The sequence below is a fragment of the Frigoribacterium sp. Leaf164 genome (assembly GCF_001423665.1).
Taxonomy (GTDB): Bacteria; Actinomycetota; Actinomycetes; order Actinomycetales; family Microbacteriaceae; genus Frigoribacterium; species Frigoribacterium endophyticum.
Map to the genome: position 1 here is coordinate 984,880 of NZ_LMOX01000003.1, position 19,306 is coordinate 1,004,185.

Annotated in this window: 21 protein-coding genes; 14 read left to right on the forward strand and 7 right to left on the reverse strand. The window is 75.9% G+C overall.

Annotated features, from left to right (window positions below; all coding sequences use genetic code 11):
- Window positions 1-439: 439 nt before the first annotated feature.
- From ASF82_RS12560 to ASF82_RS12595, 8 genes are all read left to right on the forward strand, one after another.
- Window positions 440-970, forward strand: a complete 531-nt coding sequence (locus ASF82_RS12560; protein WP_056057542.1) for a flagellar protein FlgN — start codon at window positions 440-442, stop codon at window positions 968-970.
- A 2-nt stretch (window positions 971-972) separates the two neighbouring features.
- Entirely contained in the window at window positions 973-2,403 is a 1,431-nt protein-coding gene (gene flgK / locus ASF82_RS12565; protein WP_056059135.1) for a flagellar hook-associated protein FlgK, read from the forward strand.
- A gap of 5 nt (window positions 2,404-2,408) precedes the next feature.
- A complete protein-coding gene (locus ASF82_RS12570; protein ID WP_056057544.1) occupies window positions 2,409-3,296 on the forward strand; it encodes a flagellin in 888 nt (295 codons plus the stop codon).
- Window positions 3,293-3,697 carry a flagellar assembly protein FliW gene (locus ASF82_RS12575; RefSeq protein ID WP_056057547.1) on the forward strand — a complete coding sequence of 135 codons (405 nt, stop codon included), beginning with the start codon at window positions 3,293-3,295 and terminating at the stop codon, window positions 3,695-3,697. The genes ASF82_RS12570 and ASF82_RS12575 overlap by 4 nt, the downstream gene beginning before the upstream one ends.
- 130 nt (window positions 3,698-3,827) lie before the next feature.
- The gene (locus ASF82_RS12580) at window positions 3,828-5,066 is read left to right on the forward strand and encodes a sorbosone dehydrogenase family protein (protein ID WP_235491282.1); all 1,239 of its coding nucleotides are present in this window, start codon (window positions 3,828-3,830) and stop codon (window positions 5,064-5,066) included.
- An 86-nt stretch (window positions 5,067-5,152) separates the two neighbouring features.
- Window positions 5,153-6,253 carry a tetratricopeptide repeat protein gene (locus ASF82_RS12585; protein WP_056057553.1) on the forward strand — a complete coding sequence of 367 codons (1,101 nt, stop codon included), beginning with the start codon at window positions 5,153-5,155 and terminating at the stop codon, window positions 6,251-6,253.
- A 21-nt stretch (window positions 6,254-6,274) separates the two neighbouring features.
- Window positions 6,275-6,730: a SprT-like domain-containing protein gene (locus ASF82_RS12590; protein ID WP_056057556.1), complete on the forward strand. Its 456-nt coding sequence runs from the start codon at window positions 6,275-6,277 to the stop codon at window positions 6,728-6,730.
- Between the two features lie 32 nt (window positions 6,731-6,762).
- Window positions 6,763-7,404 (forward strand): CGNR zinc finger domain-containing protein, encoded by a 642-nt coding sequence (locus ASF82_RS12595; RefSeq protein WP_235491283.1) that lies wholly within the window; start codon window positions 6,763-6,765, stop codon window positions 7,402-7,404.
- 100 nt (window positions 7,405-7,504) lie between these two features.
- Here the strand turns inward: ASF82_RS12595 and ASF82_RS12600 are convergent, their stop codons facing one another.
- Window positions 7,505-7,810 (reverse strand): DUF427 domain-containing protein, encoded by a 306-nt coding sequence (locus ASF82_RS12600; protein WP_056057558.1) that lies wholly within the window; start codon window positions 7,808-7,810, stop codon window positions 7,505-7,507.
- Between the two features lie 61 nt (window positions 7,811-7,871).
- Window positions 7,872-8,438, reverse strand: coding sequence for a hypothetical protein (locus tag ASF82_RS12605; RefSeq protein WP_056057563.1), 567 nt, complete (start codon window positions 8,436-8,438; stop codon window positions 7,872-7,874).
- 186 nt (window positions 8,439-8,624) lie between these two features.
- Here ASF82_RS12605 and ASF82_RS12610 point away from each other — a divergent pair, with 186 nt between their 5' ends.
- Window positions 8,625-9,116, forward strand: coding sequence for a hypothetical protein (locus ASF82_RS12610; protein WP_056057566.1), 492 nt, complete (start codon window positions 8,625-8,627; stop codon window positions 9,114-9,116).
- 68 nt (window positions 9,117-9,184) lie between these two features.
- Here the strand turns inward: ASF82_RS12610 and ASF82_RS15615 are convergent, their stop codons facing one another.
- Entirely contained in the window at window positions 9,185-9,526 is a 342-nt protein-coding gene (locus tag ASF82_RS15615; RefSeq protein ID WP_056057570.1) for a DUF4333 domain-containing protein, read from the reverse strand.
- 156 nt (window positions 9,527-9,682) lie between these two features.
- On the opposite strand from ASF82_RS15615, the gene ASF82_RS12620 reads away from it, so the two are divergent.
- From ASF82_RS12620 to ASF82_RS12630, 3 genes are all read left to right on the forward strand, one after another.
- Complete coding sequence (locus tag ASF82_RS12620; RefSeq protein ID WP_056059140.1) at window positions 9,683-10,342, forward strand: DUF1684 domain-containing protein; 660 nt, start codon at window positions 9,683-9,685, stop codon at window positions 10,340-10,342.
- 113 nt (window positions 10,343-10,455) lie between these two features.
- Window positions 10,456-10,854 (forward strand): hypothetical protein, encoded by a 399-nt coding sequence (locus ASF82_RS12625; RefSeq protein WP_156370133.1) that lies wholly within the window; start codon window positions 10,456-10,458, stop codon window positions 10,852-10,854.
- A gap of 351 nt (window positions 10,855-11,205) precedes the next feature.
- On the forward strand, window positions 11,206-13,059 hold the full coding sequence (locus tag ASF82_RS12630; protein WP_082514617.1) for a DEAD/DEAH box helicase: 1,854 nt from the start codon (window positions 11,206-11,208) through the stop codon (window positions 13,057-13,059).
- A gap of 317 nt (window positions 13,060-13,376) precedes the next feature.
- Here ASF82_RS12630 and ASF82_RS12635 read toward each other — a convergent pair whose 3' ends face one another.
- On the reverse strand, window positions 13,377-14,366 hold the full coding sequence (locus tag ASF82_RS12635) for a type IV toxin-antitoxin system AbiEi family antitoxin domain-containing protein (protein WP_056057576.1): 990 nt from the start codon (window positions 14,364-14,366) through the stop codon (window positions 13,377-13,379).
- 259 nt (window positions 14,367-14,625) lie between these two features.
- A complete protein-coding gene (locus ASF82_RS12640; protein ID WP_056057579.1) occupies window positions 14,626-15,168 on the reverse strand; it encodes an NUDIX hydrolase family protein in 543 nt (180 codons plus the stop codon).
- Between the two features lie 214 nt (window positions 15,169-15,382).
- On the opposite strand from ASF82_RS12640, the gene ASF82_RS12645 reads away from it, so the two are divergent.
- The gene (locus ASF82_RS12645; protein WP_156370135.1) at window positions 15,383-16,261 is read left to right on the forward strand and encodes an alpha/beta hydrolase; all 879 of its coding nucleotides are present in this window, start codon (window positions 15,383-15,385) and stop codon (window positions 16,259-16,261) included.
- A 13-nt stretch (window positions 16,262-16,274) separates the two neighbouring features.
- Window positions 16,275-16,952 (forward strand): SIMPL domain-containing protein, encoded by a 678-nt coding sequence (locus tag ASF82_RS12650; RefSeq protein WP_056057582.1) that lies wholly within the window; start codon window positions 16,275-16,277, stop codon window positions 16,950-16,952.
- Between the two features lie 12 nt (window positions 16,953-16,964).
- Here the strand turns inward: ASF82_RS12650 and ASF82_RS12655 are convergent, their stop codons facing one another.
- The gene (locus ASF82_RS12655; protein ID WP_056057584.1) at window positions 16,965-17,765 is read right to left on the reverse strand and encodes an SDR family oxidoreductase; all 801 of its coding nucleotides are present in this window, start codon (window positions 17,763-17,765) and stop codon (window positions 16,965-16,967) included.
- A 218-nt stretch (window positions 17,766-17,983) separates the two neighbouring features.
- Window positions 17,984-19,207, reverse strand: a complete 1,224-nt coding sequence (locus ASF82_RS12660; protein ID WP_056057587.1) for a GNAT family N-acetyltransferase — start codon at window positions 19,205-19,207, stop codon at window positions 17,984-17,986.
- Window positions 19,208-19,306: the final 99 nt, after the last annotated feature.

Sequence of the window (19,306 nt, forward strand, 5' to 3'; positions counted from 1 at the left end):
TCCGAGGTGTTCCAGGGCGCGACGAACAGCCCTCTGATCAGGGCTGTCTCGATCCGTCACGCTGCCGGCCCCGTGAGGGGCGCGGCGGTGGTGGTACGAGGTGGGGCGGGCGGTGCTGCAGGCCCCGGATCGAGTCCGTGGCCCGGCGTGTCGATGTGGCCCGCCGTGCACCAGCAACGCTATCGACGCGCGGGGGGCGGGTGGGGGCCGCGCTGTCCCCAGAGCGGGGGCGCGCCTGTCACGTCTCCGGGGGGGCCTCGCCGGAGGTGCCCCCCGGGCTGGGGTGGAACGCCCCTTCCGCCGACCCCCGCCGACCCTGTAGGGCCGACCGCACGACATCGTCCGGCCGGGCGCCTAACGCCCCGCCGGGGTGCGCCGATAGTCCCCGCTGAAGAGGACGTCACCGCTCCTCGACCACACCCGACCACAGGAGACCGACATGGGAGCGAACGAGCTGTCCGCTCTGCTCTGGCGAGAGCGCGAGCTCCTCGAGCTGCTCACCTTCAAGCTCGAGGAGGAGCAGCTGCTGCTCACCGCGGGCCGCACCCGCTGGGTCGACCACGCCACGCGCGAGGTCGAGCAGGTGCTCGACCGGCTCCGCGAGGCGGGGCTCGCCCGCAGCGTCGAGGTCTCGAGCGTCGCCCAGGAGTGGGGCACCGACGAGGAGGCGCCCCTGCGCGACATCATCGCCGCGGCTCCCGCAGGCCCCTGGGGCGAGATCTTCACGGCCCACCTCCGCTCCATGACCGACCTCACCGCGCGCATCGCGCAGCTGCGGGACGAGAACGAGCGCTTCCTCCGCGCCGCCGCCCGGGCCACGCAGGAGACCCTCGCCACGGCGGCCGACGCCGCCGCCGGCAGCATCTACGACGCGAGCGGCTCCGTCGGGGCCGGCGCCCCCGGTCGCCGCGGCGGTCCGGCCAGCGCGACCACCGCCTCCGGCGGGCACCTCTTCGACGGGAGGCTGTGACCGTGGCCAGCACCTTCGGCGGGCTCAGCACCGCCTACACCGGCCTCGTCGCCGCCCGCACCGGGCTCGACGTCACCGGCCAGAACATCGCCAACGTCAACACCGAGGGCTACACCCGCCAGCGCGTGGGGCAGTCATCGGTGGAGGCCCCGGCCCGCGTGGGGCTCTACAGCTCGGGCGTCGTCGCCGGCCAGGGCATCTCGGTCGACGCGATCGCCCGCCTCGGCGACCAGGTGGTCGACGGCCAGGTGCGCGGCACCGCCGCCGCCGCCGGCTACCAGTCGGTGCGCGCCTCCGCCCTGTCGACCCTCGAGGAGTCGCTCGGGGAGCCCAGCAAGACGGGCATCGCCGCTCAGCTCGGCCAGTTCTGGAACGCCTGGAGCGACCTCGGCAACCACCCCGGCGAGACCGGCCCCGCGGCCGTGCTGCTCGGGCAGGCGACCACCCTGGCCGGCAGCATCGCCAGCGGCTGGAAGGCCGTCGACGACCAGTGGACCGCTGTGCGCGGCCAGGCCGACTCGCTCGCCGGGCAGATCAACAGCGCCGCGACCCAGGTCGCCGACCTCAACGACCGGATCCGTACCGCGACCCAGCAGGGCGTCAGCGCGAACGAGATGATCGACGCCCGCTCGCGCCTCACCGAGAAGATCGCGTCGCTCGCCGGCGGCACCGTCCGCGACGCGGGCGACGGCACGGTCGACGTGCTCCTCGGCGGCAACGCGCTCGTCAGCGGCACGACCGCCCGCAGCATCGTCGTCACCGGGGAGCACTCGATGACGACGGCCGTGGGCGGCGCAGCCGTGGGCCTCGCCTGGAGCCACCGCCCCGACGACGCGATCGCCCTCGACGGCGGCAGCCTCGCCGGCGCCGTCTCGCTGCTCGCCCCGGCCACCGGCGACGGCCGCGGCGGGGCGATCGCCCAGGCCGCGGCGTCGTACGACGCCCTCGCCAGCCAGCTCGCGACCCAGGTCAACGCCGTGCACGCCACGGGCGTCACGGCCGACGGCTCGCCCGGCGGCGCCTTCTTCGGCCAGACCGCGGGCGTCTCCGCGGCGCGCGGCCTCACCGTGCTGCCGACCAGCGCCGCGACCATCGCCTCGCGCTCGGCCACCGGCGGCGCGCTCGACGGCTCGATCGCCCAGGCGGTCTCGCAGGTCGGCGTGGGCACCGGCTCGCCCGACCGCACCTGGTCGACGATCGTCGCCGGCGTCGGCGCCGCGTCGCAGACCGAGTCGGCACAGTCCACGCTGACCGACCTCGCCGCGACGTCGGCGAAGTCGCGCCAGCTCAGCGGCGCCGGCGTCAGCCTCGACGAGGAGAACGTGAACCTGCTCAGCTACCAGCACGCCTACCAGGGAGCCGCCCGAGTGATGACCGCCATCGACGAGATGCTCGACACGCTGATCAACGGCATGGGCCGGGTCGGGAGGTAGGGGCGATGCTGACCCGTGTGACGAACCAGATGACCGCGCTGCGGTCGCAGGAGCACCTGCAGGCCGGGGCCACCCGCCTCGCCCAGATGCAGGACAGGGCGTCGAGCCTCAAGGCGATCTCCGTGCCCTCCGACGACCCCACCGGCACCGCCGAGGCCCTGCGCGTCAAGGCCCTCCAGTCGGCCGCCGCCCAGCACAGCCGCAACGTCGACGACGGCTCCGGCTGGCTGAACACCGCCGACAGCGCCCTCACCGCCGCCGACTCCGTGCTCGCCAAGGTGCGGCAGCTGACCGTGCAGGGCGCCAACGAGGGGGCGCTCTCCCAGGACGCCCGGAACGCCATCGCGACCGAGATCAGCGGCCTCCGTGCCGACCTGCTCGCCGACGCCAACGCCAGCTACGCCGGCCGCAGCGTCTTCGCCGGCACCTCCGACGCGGGGGTCGCGTTCCGGCCCGACGCCACCTTCACCGGCGTCGCGGGCGCCGCGGTCACCCGCCGCGTCGGCCCCGAGACCACCGTCCGGGTCGACGCCGACGGCGCCGCCGCGTTCGGCTCCGGCGACGACTCGGTCTTCGCCCTCCTCGACCGCATCGCCACCGACCTCCGGGCCGGCACCACCGGCATCGCCGGCCACCTCACCGCCATCGACACCCGCGTCAGCGCGCTGCGCGGCGTCCAGTCGGACATCGGCGCCCGCCATTCCCAGCTGCTGAGAGCGCAGGACACACTCATGGACACCTCCGTCACGCTGGAGGCCCAGCGCTCCGGCCTCGAGGACCTCGACCTGGGGCGGGCCGTGCTCGACCTCAAGCTCCAGGACAACTCGTACCAGGCGGCCCTCGCGGTCACGGCCAAGGTGCTGCAGACGTCGCTGATGGACTTCCTCCGATGAGCGCCGTGACGACGACGGTGACCTTCACCGCGCCTCCCTTCGGGCTCGAGCCGGCCGTCGACTTCGTGCTCGACGAGATCGACGGGGCCGACGGGCTCTACGCCCTCCGCGCCGTCGACCCCGCGACGAGCGAGGTCGACGCCTCCGTGCGCCTGTTCGTGCTCGACGCGGCCGTGCACCTGCCCGACTACTCGCCGGTGCTGACCGACGAGCAGACGACCGCCCTCGACCTCCGCTCGGCCGACGAGGCCCTGCTGCTCGTCGTCGCGACGCCGGCCGAGACGGGCATGACCGTCAACCTGCTCGCCCCGGTCGTCGTCAACGGCCGCACGGGGTCGGGCACCCAGCTCATCCTCGAGGGCCAGGACTGGCCGCTGCGCGCGGAGCTCGCCGCACGCTGACGACGCCGCCGCCCGTGGGCGGGCCGTCGGCGGATGTCCGCCGGCTGTCCGCCGGCTGTCCGCGGGCGGAGGCGACGATCCCTCGCTCGTCACGGTCGTGCAACGATGCGCCCCACGTGTCGTCTCCGTCGTGTCTGATGGAGCGATGGAGGCGCGGAGCACGACGACGAGGCGCCCCCGGCCCCGACGCCTCGCGCTCGGCGCCGCGGGGCTGGCGATCGTCGTCGCCGCGGGCCTGGCCGCCTGCACGGGCGGCGACTCCGGGCCGGGCTCGGCCGACGCCTCCCGCTCGGCCTCCGGCATCGCCTCGGCCCCCGTCACGACCGACCGCGGGCCCGCACCGGCCGCGCGTGCCACGACCACCGGCGCGGTGCGCGTCGCGCCGGGCGCCGAGCCCACCGACGTCGTCACGGGCCTCGACTCCCCCTGGTCGGTCGTCCGGCTCGACAGCGGCTCGTCGTTCGTCAGCCTGCGCGACACCGGCCGCGTGGTCGAGCTGACCGCCGACGGCGACGTGCGCGACGTCGCCGAGATCGACGGGGTCGTGCACCAGGGCGAGGGCGGCCTGCTCGGCCTCGCGGTGCTCGCGGGCTCGCCGTCGTACCTCTACGCCTACGCGACCACCGACTCCGACAACCGCGTGCTGCGGGCCCCGATCACCGGCACGGCGGGCTCCTACGGGCTCGGCCCGGTCGAGGAGGTGCTCACGGGCGTGCCGAAGGCGTCGAACCACGACGGCGGCCGCCTGGCCTTCGGGCCCGACGGCATGCTGTACGTCACGACCGGCGACGCGAACCGCGGCGACGAGGCCCGCGACCCCGACTCGCTCGCGGGCAAGATCCTGCGCCTGTCGCCCACCGGCGACGTGCCCACCGACAACCCGATGCCCGGGTCGCCCGTCTACACGCTCGGCCACCGCAACCCGCAGGGCATCGCCTGGGACGGCTGGGGCTCGATGTGGGCCGCCGAGTTCGGGCAGGACCGCTGGGACGAGCTCAACGCCGTCAGCCCCGGCGGCGACTACGGCTGGCCCGACGTCGAGGGCACGTCGCCGTCGTCCGACACGCTCGCGCCCGTGCTGCAGTGGGGCACCGACGACGCGAGCCCGAGCGGCCTGACCGCGGTCGGCTCGACCCTCTTCCTCGCCGGGCTCGGCGGCGAGCGCCTGTTCGAGATCCAGGTGCCCGAGGCGGGCGTGGCCACCGCGACCGAGCGGTTCGCCGGCGACGACTCGCTCGGGCGCGTGCGCGACGTGCTGCCGGGGCCCGACGGCACGCTCTGGCTGGTCACGAACAACACCGACGGCCGCGGCGACCCGCGCGGCGGCGACGACCGGATCGTCAGCGTGCCGCTCTCCGCGCTCGACTGAGCCGGGCGGGCGGTCTCGGACGGAGTCGCGTGTCGCGTGCGCGGCGGACGGCCAGTTCCGCGCACCGGCGGTTACCCTCGTACTCGATGAGCCAGCACGACCCCTCCCTCGGATCAGCCTCCGGCAGCGCCCGCCCCGGCAGCGCCTCGGAGGGCCGCGCGCGCCCGAGCAGCTCCGCCGCCGGATTCGACCCGGTCAGCCTGCGCACGGCCGTCGACGTCGGCGCCGCCGAGGCCCGGCTCGCCGCCCTCGGGCAGAGCCGCAGCACCTCCGCCCTCGGCGAGCGGGCCGACCTGCTGCGCACGCTGGGCCGCCTCGACGAGGCCCTCGCGATCGCGGAGGAGGCCTTCCGCCTCGCCCACTTCACCGGCGACCGTGCCGACTCGACCGCGGCGCGCATCCGCCGCGCCCACATCTTCCGCGAGCAGGGCAAGCTCGAGCGGGCCCTGAACGACCTGCACACCAGCCGCATCACCGCCTCGACGGAGGAGTGGCGCGACCTCGAGACCGCCGCCGCCGAGCTCGAGGGCTACACGCTGTTCGACCTGGGCCGTCACGACGAGGCGCAGGAGGCCCTGCAGCAGGCCGTCGTCGCCTTCGAGGCCACCGGCGCCCCGCGTGACCGCGTCGAGGCCCTCCGCCGCGCGATCGAGGGCGTCCTCCGGGCGTACCTGTCGGGCACGGGGCCGATCGAGCCGGTCAGCGCTCCCACACCCGCCGACGTCCCGGCCACGAGCGCGCCCGCCGAGGCGGCTCCCGCGCCGGCCCCCGCGCCGGACGCGGAGGCCCGCCCCGGCGACACGAACCCCGTCGACCTCTCCCGCCCCTCCGACGCCCTGGTGCCGACCACGGCGCCCGCCGACGACGAGCGCCCCGCCGCCGTGGCCCCGGGCTCGGCCCCGGCCGGCTCCTGGCGCCCCAGCCAGCCGGCCCCGGCGGGCGACCCGCAGCCGGAGCTGCCGCCGCGCGCCGACGCCGGCCTGTGGAGCAAGATCTCCGGCCTCGCCGCGAACGCCTCGGCGCACCGCGAGCGCACGGAGCGGGCCGAGCGCGCCGCCCGCGGCGACGGGCGGGCCGACGGCCCGCACGACGACGAGCCGCGTCGCGGAACCACCGGCGTGACCGGCGTGGTCGACGGGCTGCCCCGTGACGACCAGCCGACGACGTGGCCCTTCCCTCGCCGCTGACCCGCGCCTCCTGACCCTCCCGTGGCCGACCTCGACCGGGTGCGGCGCTGGGCCGACGCGCTCATCGCCCTGCACCTCGACCCCGCGGTGTGGAGCTTCGCCTTCGACGCAGCCAAGACGCGGGCCGGGCTCTGCAACTACACGGCGAAGCGCATCTCGGTCTCGCGGCACCTCGCCGGCCGGTACGAGGACGACGAGATCCACCAGGTGCTGCTGCACGAGGTCGCGCACGCGATCGCCGGGGCGCGGGCGGGCCACGGGCCCCGCTGGCGGGCCACCGCCGCCGAGCTCGGCTACGTCGGCGGGCGGCTGCACGACGGCGCCGTCGCCACCGAGCTGGCGCCCTGGGTGGGGGTCTGCCCCGCGGGCCACGAGCACCACCGCTACCGCCGGCCGACGAAGGTGCTGACCTGCGGCCGGTGCGCCCGGAGCTACGACCCCGCCCACGTGATCACCTGGACGAAGCGCGAGGTCTGAGCCGCGGCGGCGACACCGCCTAGGGTGGTCAGGTGACTGGTCAGTGGCTGCGTTCCGACACGGGCACCCCGTGGTTCTTCGACTCGGGGGCGCTCAGCCTCGACTTCGCGTACCTCGGCGGGTTCCGGGCCGGCTCGCGGCTGGGCCCCGAGTCGGGGTTCGCGCTGCCGGCCGACGGGTCGGTGCCGTGGGACGGCCTGCTGCTGCCCGCCGACCTCGACGACTGGGTCGCCGAGCGCTGGCCCGGCGTGGGGGCCGCCGCCTCCGACCGCGAGCTCGCCGACGCGCGCGCCCTGCGCGACGCCGTCGCCCGCCTGGCCGTCGCCGCCACCGACGCGACGTCGCCCGACCCCGACGACGTCGACACGCTCAACCTCTTCGCGGCCACCCCCGACGTGCCGCCGACCCTCGCGGGCGGCCGGCGCCAGGCGGGGGCGGGGCGGCTGCGGCTGGGTCAGGCCCTGGCCTCCGTCGCGCGCGACGCCGTCCGCCTCCTCGACGAGGTGGGGTTCGGCGGCGGTGACGACTCGCGCCTCCGGCGCTGCTCGAACCCCGAGTGCGGCCTCGTCTACCGCGACGAGTCGCGGGGGCGCAGCCGGCGGTGGTGCTCGATGCAGCGCTGCGGCAACCGCGCCAAGGTCCGGGCGCACCGGGCCCGTCTCGCCGCGGGCTGACGCCGCCGGGAGACAGCAGTGCGGCGGGTCACCGTCCTCCCGGGCGGGCCGTCGCCGACCCGCCGAGGAGGGCGGCGACCCGCCGCACCCGTCAGACCGTCTACTCGACGACCTGCACGTCCTTCCAGAACGCGACGTAGCCCGAGTAGTCCTGGCCCACGCGCTCGAACGACGTGGGGATCGGGGTCGGGTAGCTCCACGCGCGGTCCTGCAGCAGGGTGTCGCCCGACTTCACGCTGAAGTACTGGGTGTCGCCCTTCCACGGGCAGTGGTACTGCGTCGGGCTCTCGGTGAGCAGCTCGGCGTCCACGCTCGCGGGCGGGAAGTACCAGTTGCCCTCGATCGAGATCAGGTCGTCCTTCGGGGCCTCGGCCACCACGGTGCCGTCGCTCAGCACTGCCTTCATCGTTCCTCCTCTGGGGTCCGTCCGGGCCCGGCCGGCTCGGCCCGGCCCGTCGAGGTGAACGCTACGCCCGCGCGCGCTCTTCCCCGACGACGCGCAGCGGCTGCTCAGGGGCCCGGGCGGCCGCGACGGCGTCGGCCCGGCCGGCGCCGGCCAGCTCGGCCGCGGAGACGGAGGCGCTGAGCAGGTGGGCGGACGCCCGCCGCAGCGAGACGGCCGCGGCGCAGACGAGCGCGGCCTCGGGCGACGAGAAGTCGACCCCGGCCGCGGCGAGCGCGTCGACGACGGCCCCGGCGGCCAGCTGGTCCTCCCCGGCGGGGCGGAACCCGTCGTCGTCGACCGACCCGGCCGCCACCACGGCCACGACCGCGCGGTCGCCCCGGCGGGACTGCCGGTCGAGCACGTGCCGGGCGACGTCGTCGGCGGCGGAGGCGGCGGTCACCGACAGCAGGTCGGCCCCGTCGTCGACGAGCTCCGCCACGCGGTCGAGCACCTCAGCCCGCGCGAGGAGGCCGTGCCCGTCGAGCACGTCGACGACGACCACGACGTGGGCGCCCGCCACGACGCGGGCCGCGCCCGGGACGCCGTGGTCGAACCGGACCTGGTACTTCTGCTGCTGGGGCTCGCTCACCCGTCGAGGCTACGTCGGGGGCGCGAGCGGGTCGCGGGTGTTGCGGCGCGTTACGAGGGCGGCTGCGGGGCGGCGGGGGCGGGGCGGCTGCGGTCGCGGGGGTGGAGCGGCTGCGGGGCGGCGGGGGTGGAGCGGCTGCGGTCGCGGGGCGGGGCTCGCCCAGCACCGGGGGTGCACACTCGACCCATGCACGTGCAGCTCAAGATCCGCCTCGCCTGCCCCGTCGACGCCGCCGCCGACGCGCTGCGCGACCCCGCCGTCATGGTCGCGGTGACGAAGCCCCTCGTCGTCTACCGCTCGGAGGAGCCGGGCGGGTTCCCGCACCGCTGGGACGAGGAGGCGCACCCGGTCTCCGCGCGCATCCTCGGCCTGGCCTCGCTGGGGCACACGCACGTCGACCTCGACTGGCACGAGCGCGACGGGGCCTGGATCCAGCGCGACACCGGGCGCGGCACCTCGGGCCAGTTCGCCTCGATGCGCATCGACCACCGCATGGCGGTCTCCCCGCTCGGTGACGGCGAGACGCTGCTGCGCGACCGCCTCGTCTTCCACGCCGGGCCGGTCGGCGTGCTGCTCTGGCCCGGACTGTGGGCCGTGTGGCAGTGGCGGGCGCTGCGCATGAAGCAGCTGGCGCCGACCTGGCGCACGCCGAGCGCGCACCCGCGCCACGCGGGCTGAGCACCGGGCGCGCGCCGGGTGCGCGCCGGGCGCGCTCAACGCCGCGCGGGTGCCGTCCGGGCCGAGCGTCAGCCCTTCGGCTCGTCGTCGACGACGACCGACACCGTGTACTCGCCGTCGTCCTGCCCCTCGGTCGAGATGGTCGAGACCGAGTCGTAGAGCACGTCGTAGCCAGGAGTGTTGACGTCGCAGTGCACCTCGTCGCCGTCGACCACGGGCACGGCCTCGTCGCCGCAGTCGACGTCGGGCCGCGTGCCGACCTCCTGCTCGAGGGCGTCGGCGACCGCCGTGGCGAACGCGTCCGCCGACACCGTGGGCGACACGGAGGCCGAGGCGCTGCAGCCGACGACCCCCAGGGCGAGGGCGGCCGCGACGAGGGCGGTGCTGGTGACGGTGCGGACTGTGCTCATGGTTCCCCCTGTGCGGGGGCACGCCGGTCGTCCCCCGGCGTCGAGCTTGCCACGGACGATGGGAGGCGCGTTCCCGGTCGACGAGGAGGGCCCGGGTCTAGCGTCGAGCCGGTGACCGACCCGACCCGCGACTCCTCCGTGCCCTCCGCCTCCTCCGTGCCCTCCGCCTCCCCGGAGCTCGCCTCCCCCGTCTCGACCGTCGACTCGGGGCTCGACCTCGCGGCCTGGCGGCGGACCATCCACGGGCTCTACCGGCAGGTGCGCGAGGCCACCGACCTCGCGGCGGCCCACGACCTGTGGCGACGCACCCGCGACGAGCTGTTCGCGACGAACCCGGTGACCCCCCTGCTGCCCGAGGACCGCCCCGTCTTCACCGGCCTGCCGACGGCGCCGTACGACCCGGCCTGGCGGTTCGAGGTGCCGATCACGCCCGCCGAGCCGCACCGCATGACCGTGACGACCGGCACCGACGGCGACGTGCCCTTCGACCGCGTGGGCCTGGTCGACGTGCCCGGGGTCGGCAGCCTCGACGTCTGGCGCCTGCGCTCGTACGGCGGCGGCCTCTTCGTGCCCGTCGGCGACGCCCTGGCCGGGAAGCCCGGCGGCACCTACGGCGGCGGCCGCTACCTCGTCGACACCGTCAAGGGCGCCGACCTCGGCCCCGGCTCGGAGCCCGGCTCGATCGTGCTCGACTTCAACTTCGCCTACAACCCGAGCTGTGCGTACGACCCGGCCTGGGCCTGCCCGCTCGCGCAGCCGGGCAACCGCGTCGCCGTCGAGATCCCGGTGGGCGAGCGGTACCACGGGGCGCACTGACGTCGGCGCGCAGCGCTGGGGTCACGCCCGCACGCCCGCACGCCCAGCCGGCTGGACGTGGTCCGTCCAGCCGCCCCGGTCGGCCCACCGACCTGTCGGCTAGCGTGGCCGCCGTGACCTCGACGACGCCGCCCGCCTCCTCCGGCCCCGCTGGCCCCTCGTCGCCGCAGGCCGTGACCCAGGCCCTGCTCGACCTGGGCCGCGACCCGCAGCACCCGTTCACCGTCGCCGTCGAGGGCGAGCGCATCGTCGCCCGGTGGGTCTGGAAGGACGCGCACGACGCCGGCGGCAGCGCACGCAGCAGCTACGCGCTCCGCATCACGCTCCTGCCCGAGACGCACGAGTACAAGCGCTCAGAGATCAACACCGAGCGCAGCACCGGCACCGCCACCGGGACTGCCACCTTCACCTCGGCGAAGGTCGTCGGGCCGGTCACGCGGACCCTCGAAGCCCACGGCTGGCAGCGCCGGAAGACGGCGCTCGGCAAGGCCATCCGCAGCCTGTTCTCCTGAGCCCCTCGGTGCCCCTGCCGTCCACCGGCGCTCGGGGCGGAACGACGACCGTCGCGCTTTGCCGACACAGCCGCTAGACTGGGGGCACTTGTGGATCGATCCGTTCGGTCCCCTGCGTCGTAGCACGCCCCTCCCCGCCTCCCGACCTGGCACACACCCAGGCATCCAGCAGGCGCGCGAAGCTCACTCTGCGGCGAAACGATCGTGCACACCTGCACCGTCGCCACACCTCGAGCCCGGCTACGACAGCCGCTCTCCGGCTCTGCACCGCCCTGCCGTCCGCGCCCCGCGCAGACGTCGCGGCCGTCCGCAGCCCGGCCCGGCTCGACACCCTGCCCCTGAAAGGCACGCATGTCCACCACGCTCCCCGTCACCGACGCCACCGACGTCGCCGACGCCCCCACCGCCTCCTTCGCCTCGCTCGGCGTCCCGGCCCCGATCGTCGCCGCCCTCGCGAAGGACGGCAAGGAGAACGCCTTCCCGATCCAGATCGACACGCTGCCCGACACCCTCGGCGGCCGTGACGTGCTCGGCCGCGGCAAGACCGGCTCGGGCAAGACCCTCGCCTTCTCCATCCCGATGGCGGCGCGCCTCGGCGGCGCGCTGGCCGGCGGCGCCCGTCGCGCCGGTCGCCCCCTGGGCCTCGTGCTCGCCCCGACCCGTGAGCTCGCCACCCAGATCGACGCCGTGCTGGCGCCGCTCGCCGCGGCCTACGGCATGCGCACCACCACGATCTTCGGCGGCGTCTCGCAGAACCGCCAGGTGCAGGCCCTCAAGGCCGGCGTCGACATCGTCATCGCCTGCCCCGGCCGCCTCGAGGACCTCATGAAGCAGGGCTTCATCAAGCTCGACGCCGTCGAGGTCACCGTGCTCGACGAAGCCGACCACATGGCCGACCTCGGCTTCCTGCCCGGCGTCACCCGCATCATGAAGGCCACCCCGAACGACGGCCAGCGCCTGCTCTTCAGCGCGACCCTCGACAACGGCGTCGACAAGCTGGTCAAGCAGTTCCTCCACAACGAGGTGCTGCACTCGGTCGACGAGGCCAACTCGCCCGTCGCCAAGATGACCCACCACGTCTTCGAGACCGAGTCGCTCGACACCAAGAAGGCGCTCGTCGAGAAGCTCGCCTCGGGCAAGGGCCGCCGCATCCTCTTCATGCGCACCAAGCACCACGCGAAGAAGCTCGCCAAGCAGCTCACCGACTCGGGCATCCCCGCCGTCGACCTGCACGGCAACCTCTCGCAGCCGCAGCGCGACCGCAACCTCGCCGCCTTCCAGGACGGCTCGGCCCGCGTGCTCGTCGCCACCGACGTCGCCGCCCGCGGCGTGCACGTCGACGACATCGAGCTCGTGATCCACGTCGACCCGCCGACCGAGCACAAGGCGTACCTGCACCGCTCGGGCCGCACCGCCCGCGCCGGCGCCGAGGGCGACGTCGTCACCCTCGTCATCCCCAGCCAGAAGCGCGACGTCGCCCAGCTGATGAAGAAGGCCGACATCCGCCCGACCATCACGTCGGTCACCCCGTCGTCGCCCGAGGTCGCCGCGCTCGTCGGCGAGGTCGCCGCGTACGTGAAGCCGGCTCCCCGTGCCGCCGTGCAGCAGCAGGGCGGCGGTGGCGGCGGTCGCTCGCAGGGCGCCAACGCCCAGCGCAAGCGCGCCGCCCGCCAGGACAGCCAGGGCAACCCGATCGCCCGCGCCGACCGCTCGGGTCGCCCCGCGGCGGCCGGTGCCGGTGCCGGCGGCGGACGGTCCGGAGGCGCGGGTCGCGGCTCCGAGGCCGGTCGCGGCGGTGCCGGTGCGGGTCGCTCCGGCGGCTCGCGTCAGGGCTCCGGCCAGGGCTCGCGCGACGGCGGCTCGCGCCGCGACGCCGCGCCCCGGGGCGGCGCCTCGACCTTCTACTCGACCGAGTCGGGCCGCGGCGCCGTGACGCCCGTGCGCGAGGACTCGCGCGACGAGGCTCGCGGCACCCGCCAGACCGGGCGCCGTGCGCAGAGCGACGGCGGCCAGAGCCGCACCAACGCGGTGCGCAACGACCAGGCCGACTTCGCCGCCTCGCAGGGCCAGCGCTCCGGCGGCGGCGGCGCCGGCGGCGGCTCGCGCCGTGCGTCCTCCGACGGCGGTCGCCCCGGCGGCCTCAAGGTCGGCGGCCTCGTCGGCGGCAAGCCGCGCAGCGGCGGCGGCCAGCGCGGCGGTCGCTGAGCCACCAGCTCTCCCCGCTGACCCCGAGACACCCCGTTCTCGCATCTCGCTGACGCACCCGCACCACCTCGGCCCCGCTCCGGGCGCGCACCCTTCCCGGGTGCCGCGCCCGGGGCGGGGCTTCGTCGTCGCCGCTCCGCGCGCGGCGGCTGACGAACCACGTTCTCGCCCTCGAACTACGCCGCGGCCTGGTTCGGGTGCGAAGACCTGGTTCATCACCGCGAAGCGCACGGTGGGCACGCCACGCGCGATCGCTGACGAACCAGTTTCTCGCCCTCGAACCACGCCGCGGCCTGGTTCGGGTGCGAAGACCTGGTTCATGACCGCCTGCCGGCGAGGGGCATGACGCCCGCATCGGAGAGGGTGAGCGCCAGCTGGCGTGGGTCGTTGGCGGTCGACCAGTCCCAGCGGGCGAAGCCCGAGACCTCGGGCAACGCGCGGATGCGGTCCTCGCGCTTCTTCTCGTCGATCTTGACCTGATCGAGGTCGCGCCCTGAGCGCCGGGCCAGCTCGAGGTACTTCGTCGCCCCGTCGAACTCGCCGACGACCCCGAGACCCGGCCACCAGAAGTCGACCCGGCCGATGAACCCCCGCCTGTCCCAGAACTCCTTCTGCAGTTGAGGGAGCGGCACCCCGATCTCGACCATGACGACCCGGCTCAGTGACTCGCCCGGCGACTCGGACGAACCGTCTGCCAGGTCGAGGGCGAGAAGGGCCCTGCGCCGTCCGACCCGAGGCGCGCCCTCCACGGCGGCCCGGAGCGCGGCGTCGTCGAAGGCACCCTGACGCAGGCCGTGGTCGAGCACGACCACGGAGGAGCGGAGGTCGTCGAGACGTGCGGTGTCCGTGGCGGCCCGGAGAGGCCTCACGACCCGCAGCCCGTCGACCGAGCCGACCTCCTCGTCTGCGAGCGGGGCGCCGTGGCGGACGACCAGCGAGGTCGTCTGGGTCGTCCGACGTGCACGGTGGATGACGTGCGTGCGCGACGGCATGGGCGCGAGCAGGGGGAACCCGTGCACGGCGAGCGCAGATCGATGCGACACGACGAGGTCTGCGCTCGACCGCGCGACGGTCGCGCGCACGACGACGGCGTGCCGCTGCTCGGGCGACGCACGGGACCACGCCGTGGCGGCGACGTACGTGCCCGGTGCGACCCGCACCAGCTCTCCCCGCTCCGCGGCTCTCCGGAGCGCCCGATCGTCGCGGCCCGCGGAGACGATCGACGAGCGGTGGATGAGCGTGCCGACGAGCGGCTCGGGCGGGATGGTGGCCGGTGAGGGCCGCAGGAGCGGAGGAGCGGGAGTCATGCCGACGAGAGTGCCGTCGCGATCGCACGGTCTGGGCCGGAAGCGAGACCGCCTGTGGACACCCGACCCGCGACTCCCCCTCTGGAGGGCGACGACGATCGCGACGCACCCCCCGACGGAGCACCACGTTCTCGCAGCCGAACCAGGCCGCGGAGCGGAGACCGAGGCACCACGTTCTCGCAGCCGAACCAGGCCGCGGCGTGGTTCTCCTGCGAAGAAGTGGTGCCTGACGGGTCGCGGGCCGGGCGCGCGGCGGGCGCTAGTGCAGGGCGCCGACGGAGGCGAGCGCCGAGCGGAGCAGCGCGCCGCGGCCGCCCTCCATCTCGTCGGCGACCTCGGGGCTCGCGGCCTGGTGCGGCGTCAGCCAGGTGAGCTCGAGCGCGTCCTGGCGCGGCTCGCAGGTGCCCGTGACGGGCACGACGTAGGCGAGCGACACCGCGTGCTGGCGGGCGTCGGTGTAGACCGACGAGCCCGGCAGCGGGAAGTACTCGGCGACCTGGAACGGCACCGGCGACGGCGGCAGCTGCGGGAACGCCATCGGCCCGAGGTCCTTCTCGAGGTGGCGGAACAGCGCGGTGCGCAGGCTCTCGCCGTACATCACGCGGCCCGACACGAGCATGCGCGACATCTCGCCCTCGGGCGACGCACGCAGCAGCACGCCGACCTCGGTGACGATGCCCATGCCGTCGACCCGCACCGGCACGGCCTCGACGTAGAGGATGGGCAGCCGCTGGCGGATCGAGTGCAGCTCCTCCTCGGACAGCCAGCCGGGATTGGGGTCGGGGGTCTGCACGGAGCTCATGGCCCATGTCTACAGGCAGCGCGCGGCGCCCGGGCGACGAAACGCTAGGGGCGAACACGCCGACGACCGCCGGGCGCCGGGCGGGCACGCCCCGAGGCGAGCGCGCCCGCCCGGCGCGGAGCGAGCCCACGCGGCGAGGCGGGACAGGGCGAGGCACGACGAGCGGAGCACGAGGAGGCGCGCCCCGCGACGCCCCGCTGGCTAGGCTCGGCCCATGGTCACCATCGATGCCGCCCTCGTCCGCTGGTCCACCGACGAGGCCGAGCGTGCCGGCCGCCCGCTGCTCGTGCTGCTGCACGGCGTCGGGTCGCACGAGGGCGACCTGATCGGGCTGGCTCCGTACCTGCCCCGCGACCTGGCGATCGCCTCCCTCCGGGCTCCGCTGCCGCACGGCGACGGGCACTCCTGGTACCCGCTCGCGCTGCCCGGCTCGCCCGAGCCCGGCCCGGTCGACGAGGCCGCGGAGGCGGTGCTCGCGTGGGTCGACTCGCTCGGCGACGCGCACCCGTCGGTGGCCCTGCTCGGCTTCTCGCAGGGCGGTTCGCTGACGCTGCAGCTGCTGCGCCACGCCCCCGAGCGCTTCGCCTGGGCGGCGGTGCTCGCGGGCTTCGTCGTGCCCGACGACTCGGAGGCCACGTCGCGTCGCGACGCCGAGCTCGCGCGGGTCCGCCCCGACGTCTTCTGGGGCCGCGGCGACGTCGACGCGGTCATCCCGCTCGACGCCGTGCAGCGCACCGCCGACTGGCTCGCCGCGCACGCCGACGTCGAGGAGACCGTCTACCCCGGCCTCGCCCACGGCATCAGCCAGGAGGAGCTCGACGACCTCAACGCGTTCATCTCGCGCGTGACCAACCCGCTGGCCGGCCTCGATCCCGACACTCTCGACAGCGACAGCGACAGCGACGTCGGGGCAGCCGACCGCGACGCACCCGACCGTGCGGCCGCACCCGCACCCGCGGCCCCCACGGCCACCGCGCCGGCGACGACCCCCGACGCCCCTGACGCCCCCGCGGCCACCGACACCGACGCCGACGCCCTCGCGGTCGACGCCGGCCGGCGCATCGGCACCGTCGACGACCCCGCCGTCCGCTAGGCGGGAGCGCCCCGTGGTCACGATCTCCGTCACCGGCACAGCGACGCACCGGCACCGGGCCGAGCGCGGCACCGTGCGCCTCGGCCTCGCGAGGGAGGGCACCGACCGCGAGCAGGTGCTCCGCGACAGCGTCGCCCTGCACGACCGGGTGACCGCCGAGGCCACCGTGCACCGCCGCCAGGGCGCCGCGACCTGGTGGAGCGCCGACGACGTGACCGTGGGCCCCGTGCCCGGTGCCTGGCAGGAGGACGGCACCCGCGCCTCCACCGGGCTGGTCCGCTCGCGGTCGACGGTCGCCGTGCGGTTCTCCGACGTCGCCGTGCTCGCCCGCTGGGTCGCGGGGATCGCCGCCCTCGAGGGGGTCGCCGTCGAGGGCGTCGAGTGGTCGCTGAGCCACGACCGGCGGCCTGAGGTCGACCGGGCGGCACGGGTCGCCGCGGTCGCCGACGCCGTCGTGCGCGCGGTCGACTACGCCGACGCCCTCGGGCTCGGCACGCCGACCCTGCGGTCGCTCTGGGAGCCGGGGCTGCGCCCGGGTGCCGGAGGCGCGGGCGCGGCGGGCGGACCCGACCTGTTCGCGCGCGCCGCGGCGCCGTCCTCGGCCGACGACGGCTCGCTGGCGTTCGCGCTCGTGCCCGCCGACGTCGAGGTGCACGCCGAGGTCAGCGCGGACTTCGTCGCGGAGGGCTGAGGCCCCCGCCCGCTACACGCTCCGCCAGCTGTCGTCCTGCAGGTGCGACCCCGCCTGCGGGCCCATCTGCAGCATGCCGCCGTCGACGGCCCAGGAGGCGCCCGTCACGTACCCGGCGGCGGGCGACGCCAGGAAGGTGCTCACCGACGCGATCTCCCACGCGTCGCCGGGGCGCCCGAGCGGGATGCCCGGCCGGTCGACCCCCGTCGGGTCGACGTCGGTCTGGCCGGTCATCGGCGTCGCGATCTCGCCCGGGGCGACGGCGTTGACCGTGATCCCGTCCCGACCGAGCTCGAGGGCCATCGTCTCGAGCAGCCCGCCGAGGCCGTGCTTCGCGGCGTCGTAGGCCGCCGACCCGACCCGCGGCTGGTGCTCGTGCACGCTCGTCACGCCGATCAGGCGGCCGCCCCGGCCCGCGGCGACCATGCGGCGCGCGGCCCGCTGCAGGCAGACGAAGGCGCCGTCGAGGTCGGCGGAGACGACCCGTCGCCACTCGGCCAGGGACATGTCGACGACGAGCTCGGAGGCGCCGGTGCCGGCGTTGGACACGAAGACGTCGAGGCCGCCGAGCCGGTCGGCCAGCTCGTCGACCACGTCGCCGCAGCGCTCGAGGTCGGTCGTGTCGAGCTGTGCGACGTGGGCGGTGCGCCCGCGCGAGCGGACCTCCTCGGCCGTGGCCTCGGCCCCGGCCTCGTCGTCGAGCCAGGTGACGCCGACGTCGAGCCCGGCGACGGCGAGGGCGACGGCGGTCGCCCGGCCGATGCCCGAGTCGGATCCGGTGACGATGGCGTGCTGAGGGGTGAAGGGGGGCACGGGGGTCCTCTCGACGTCGGTGGCGGTGAGGTGCCGGCGGGAGGCAGCCCCTCCCGCCGGCTCCTGCGACGCTAGGCCGGAGTCGCGGGTCGGGTCGGGCCTTGACAGCCGCCTCCCCGAGGTGGCAGCGCGGGCACCGAGCGGCTGGCGTGGCCCCGGGGCCTGCACCGCGCCTCCCCGGGCGGCCGCGGCGGTGCGCGCCGCCCGCGCTGCGCCTCCTACCGGGCCGGCAGCTGCTTGCTCCAGACTCCCTCGTGCTCGAGCGGGACGAAGCCGACGGCCTCGTTCACGTCGAGCATCGGGCGGTTCTCCTCCGCGTTGAAGGTGATGACGGCGGGGTGCCCCGGGCGCTCGGCGGTGAGCAGGTCGGTGGTCGCGACCTTGAGCAGCCAGCCGAGCCGGTGCCCGCGGTGCTCGCGCAGCACCAGGGTGTCCTGCTGGAAGGCGGGCGACGCGAGGTCGGCCGGGGCCGCCAGCTGGCTGAAGCCGACCAGGTGCCCCGACGGCACGTGCTCGACGACGGCCGTGAAGCGGGTGCGGGGGCCGGCGAGCGCGAGCTCCTCCTCGTCGCGGAAGCGCTCGGCCGTCCAGACGTCCTCGGGCTCGGGCACGCCGCCCGCGGGGGCGTCGGTGCTCATGCGCGTCTCGAGCAGGGCCAGATCGACGAGCCAGCGCTCGGGCGAGCGCCCGACCCACGAGTGCAGCCGGTAGTCGTCACCGGCGGAGGCGCGGGCCCGGTCTCGGATCTCGCCCAGCGCCTCCTCGTCCGGCGGCAGCGCGAGGCGGCTGCAGCGCATCACCTGGCCGAGCTGCCACCCGCGGCCGCGCAGGAACCGCACCTCGACGTTCGTCGCGGGCACCGAGCCGGCGCCGGTCGGCGGGGTCAGCCGGGGCTCGCCGTCGCCCCGCGACCGCACGTAGGCGATCAGCTGGGTGCGCCCCTCGGCGGCGGCGAGCGCCTCGAGGTGGTCGGCGAGCACGGTGCCGAAGCCGCGACGGCCGACCTCGGGCAGCACGCAGACGTCGAGCCACGCGGTGCCGGCGGCGTCGCCGGAGCGCCGCGTCTCGTAGTCGCCGACCGCGACGACGACGCCGTTCTCGCGGAGGACGAACCGGCGGCGGTCGGACCACGTCGTGTCGAGGTAGCCGGTGAGCAGCTCGGCGGGGCTCCACGACAGCTCGTCGCTGCCGACGGCGGCGCGCCGGACGGCGTTCTCGACCTCGACCGACTCGACGAAGTCGGCGGCGTCGGGCGCGTCGATGCTCGCCGGGACGACGACCTGCTCGACGACGGCGCCGGTGTGGGGGTGCGTGGTGCGGACGGTCGCCGCGGGGGTGCCGGCGCTGCCGGCGCTGCCGGTGGGGGTGTCGACGGGGATGCTGGCGGGGGTGCCGACGGCGCGGGGCCCGGTCGGCTCGGGGGTGCTGGTGCTGGGGGTCATGTCGGCCCTCGGCCGCAGGGGCGTGCGGCGGTGCGCGCCGCCCGGTGGGCAGCCGACCAGACTAACGCGTCCGGTGCGCGGAGTCGAGGGGGTGGTCGT

Bases quoted from the DNA above. Each gene is read 5' to 3' on its own strand.
- ASF82_RS12560 (WP_056057542.1), top strand. From the start codon at position 440: ATGGGAGCGAACGAGCTGTCCGCTCTGCTCTGGCGAGAGCGCGAGCTC.
- ASF82_RS12570 (WP_056057544.1), top strand. From the start codon at position 2,409: ATGCTGACCCGTGTGACGAACCAGATGACCGCGCTGCGGTCGCAGGAG.
- ASF82_RS12575 (WP_056057547.1), top strand. From the start codon at position 3,293: ATGAGCGCCGTGACGACGACGGTGACCTTCACCGCGCCTCCCTTCGGG.
- ASF82_RS12585 (WP_056057553.1), top strand. From the start codon at position 5,153: ATGAGCCAGCACGACCCCTCCCTCGGATCAGCCTCCGGCAGCGCCCGC.
- ASF82_RS12600 (WP_056057558.1), bottom strand. From the start codon at position 7,810: ATGAAGGCAGTGCTGAGCGACGGCACCGTGGTGGCCGAGGCCCCGAAG.
- ASF82_RS12610 (WP_056057566.1), top strand. From the start codon at position 8,625: ATGCACGTGCAGCTCAAGATCCGCCTCGCCTGCCCCGTCGACGCCGCC.
- ASF82_RS15615 (WP_056057570.1), bottom strand. From the start codon at position 9,526: ATGAGCACAGTCCGCACCGTCACCAGCACCGCCCTCGTCGCGGCCGCC.
- ASF82_RS12630 (WP_082514617.1), top strand. From the start codon at position 11,206: ATGTCCACCACGCTCCCCGTCACCGACGCCACCGACGTCGCCGACGCC.
- ASF82_RS12635 (WP_056057576.1), bottom strand. From the start codon at position 14,366: ATGACTCCCGCTCCTCCGCTCCTGCGGCCCTCACCGGCCACCATCCCG.
- ASF82_RS12640 (WP_056057579.1), bottom strand. From the start codon at position 15,168: ATGAGCTCCGTGCAGACCCCCGACCCCAATCCCGGCTGGCTGTCCGAG.
- ASF82_RS12645 (WP_156370135.1), top strand. From the start codon at position 15,383: ATGGTCACCATCGATGCCGCCCTCGTCCGCTGGTCCACCGACGAGGCC.
- ASF82_RS12660 (WP_056057587.1), bottom strand. From the start codon at position 19,207: ATGACCCCCAGCACCAGCACCCCCGAGCCGACCGGGCCCCGCGCCGTC.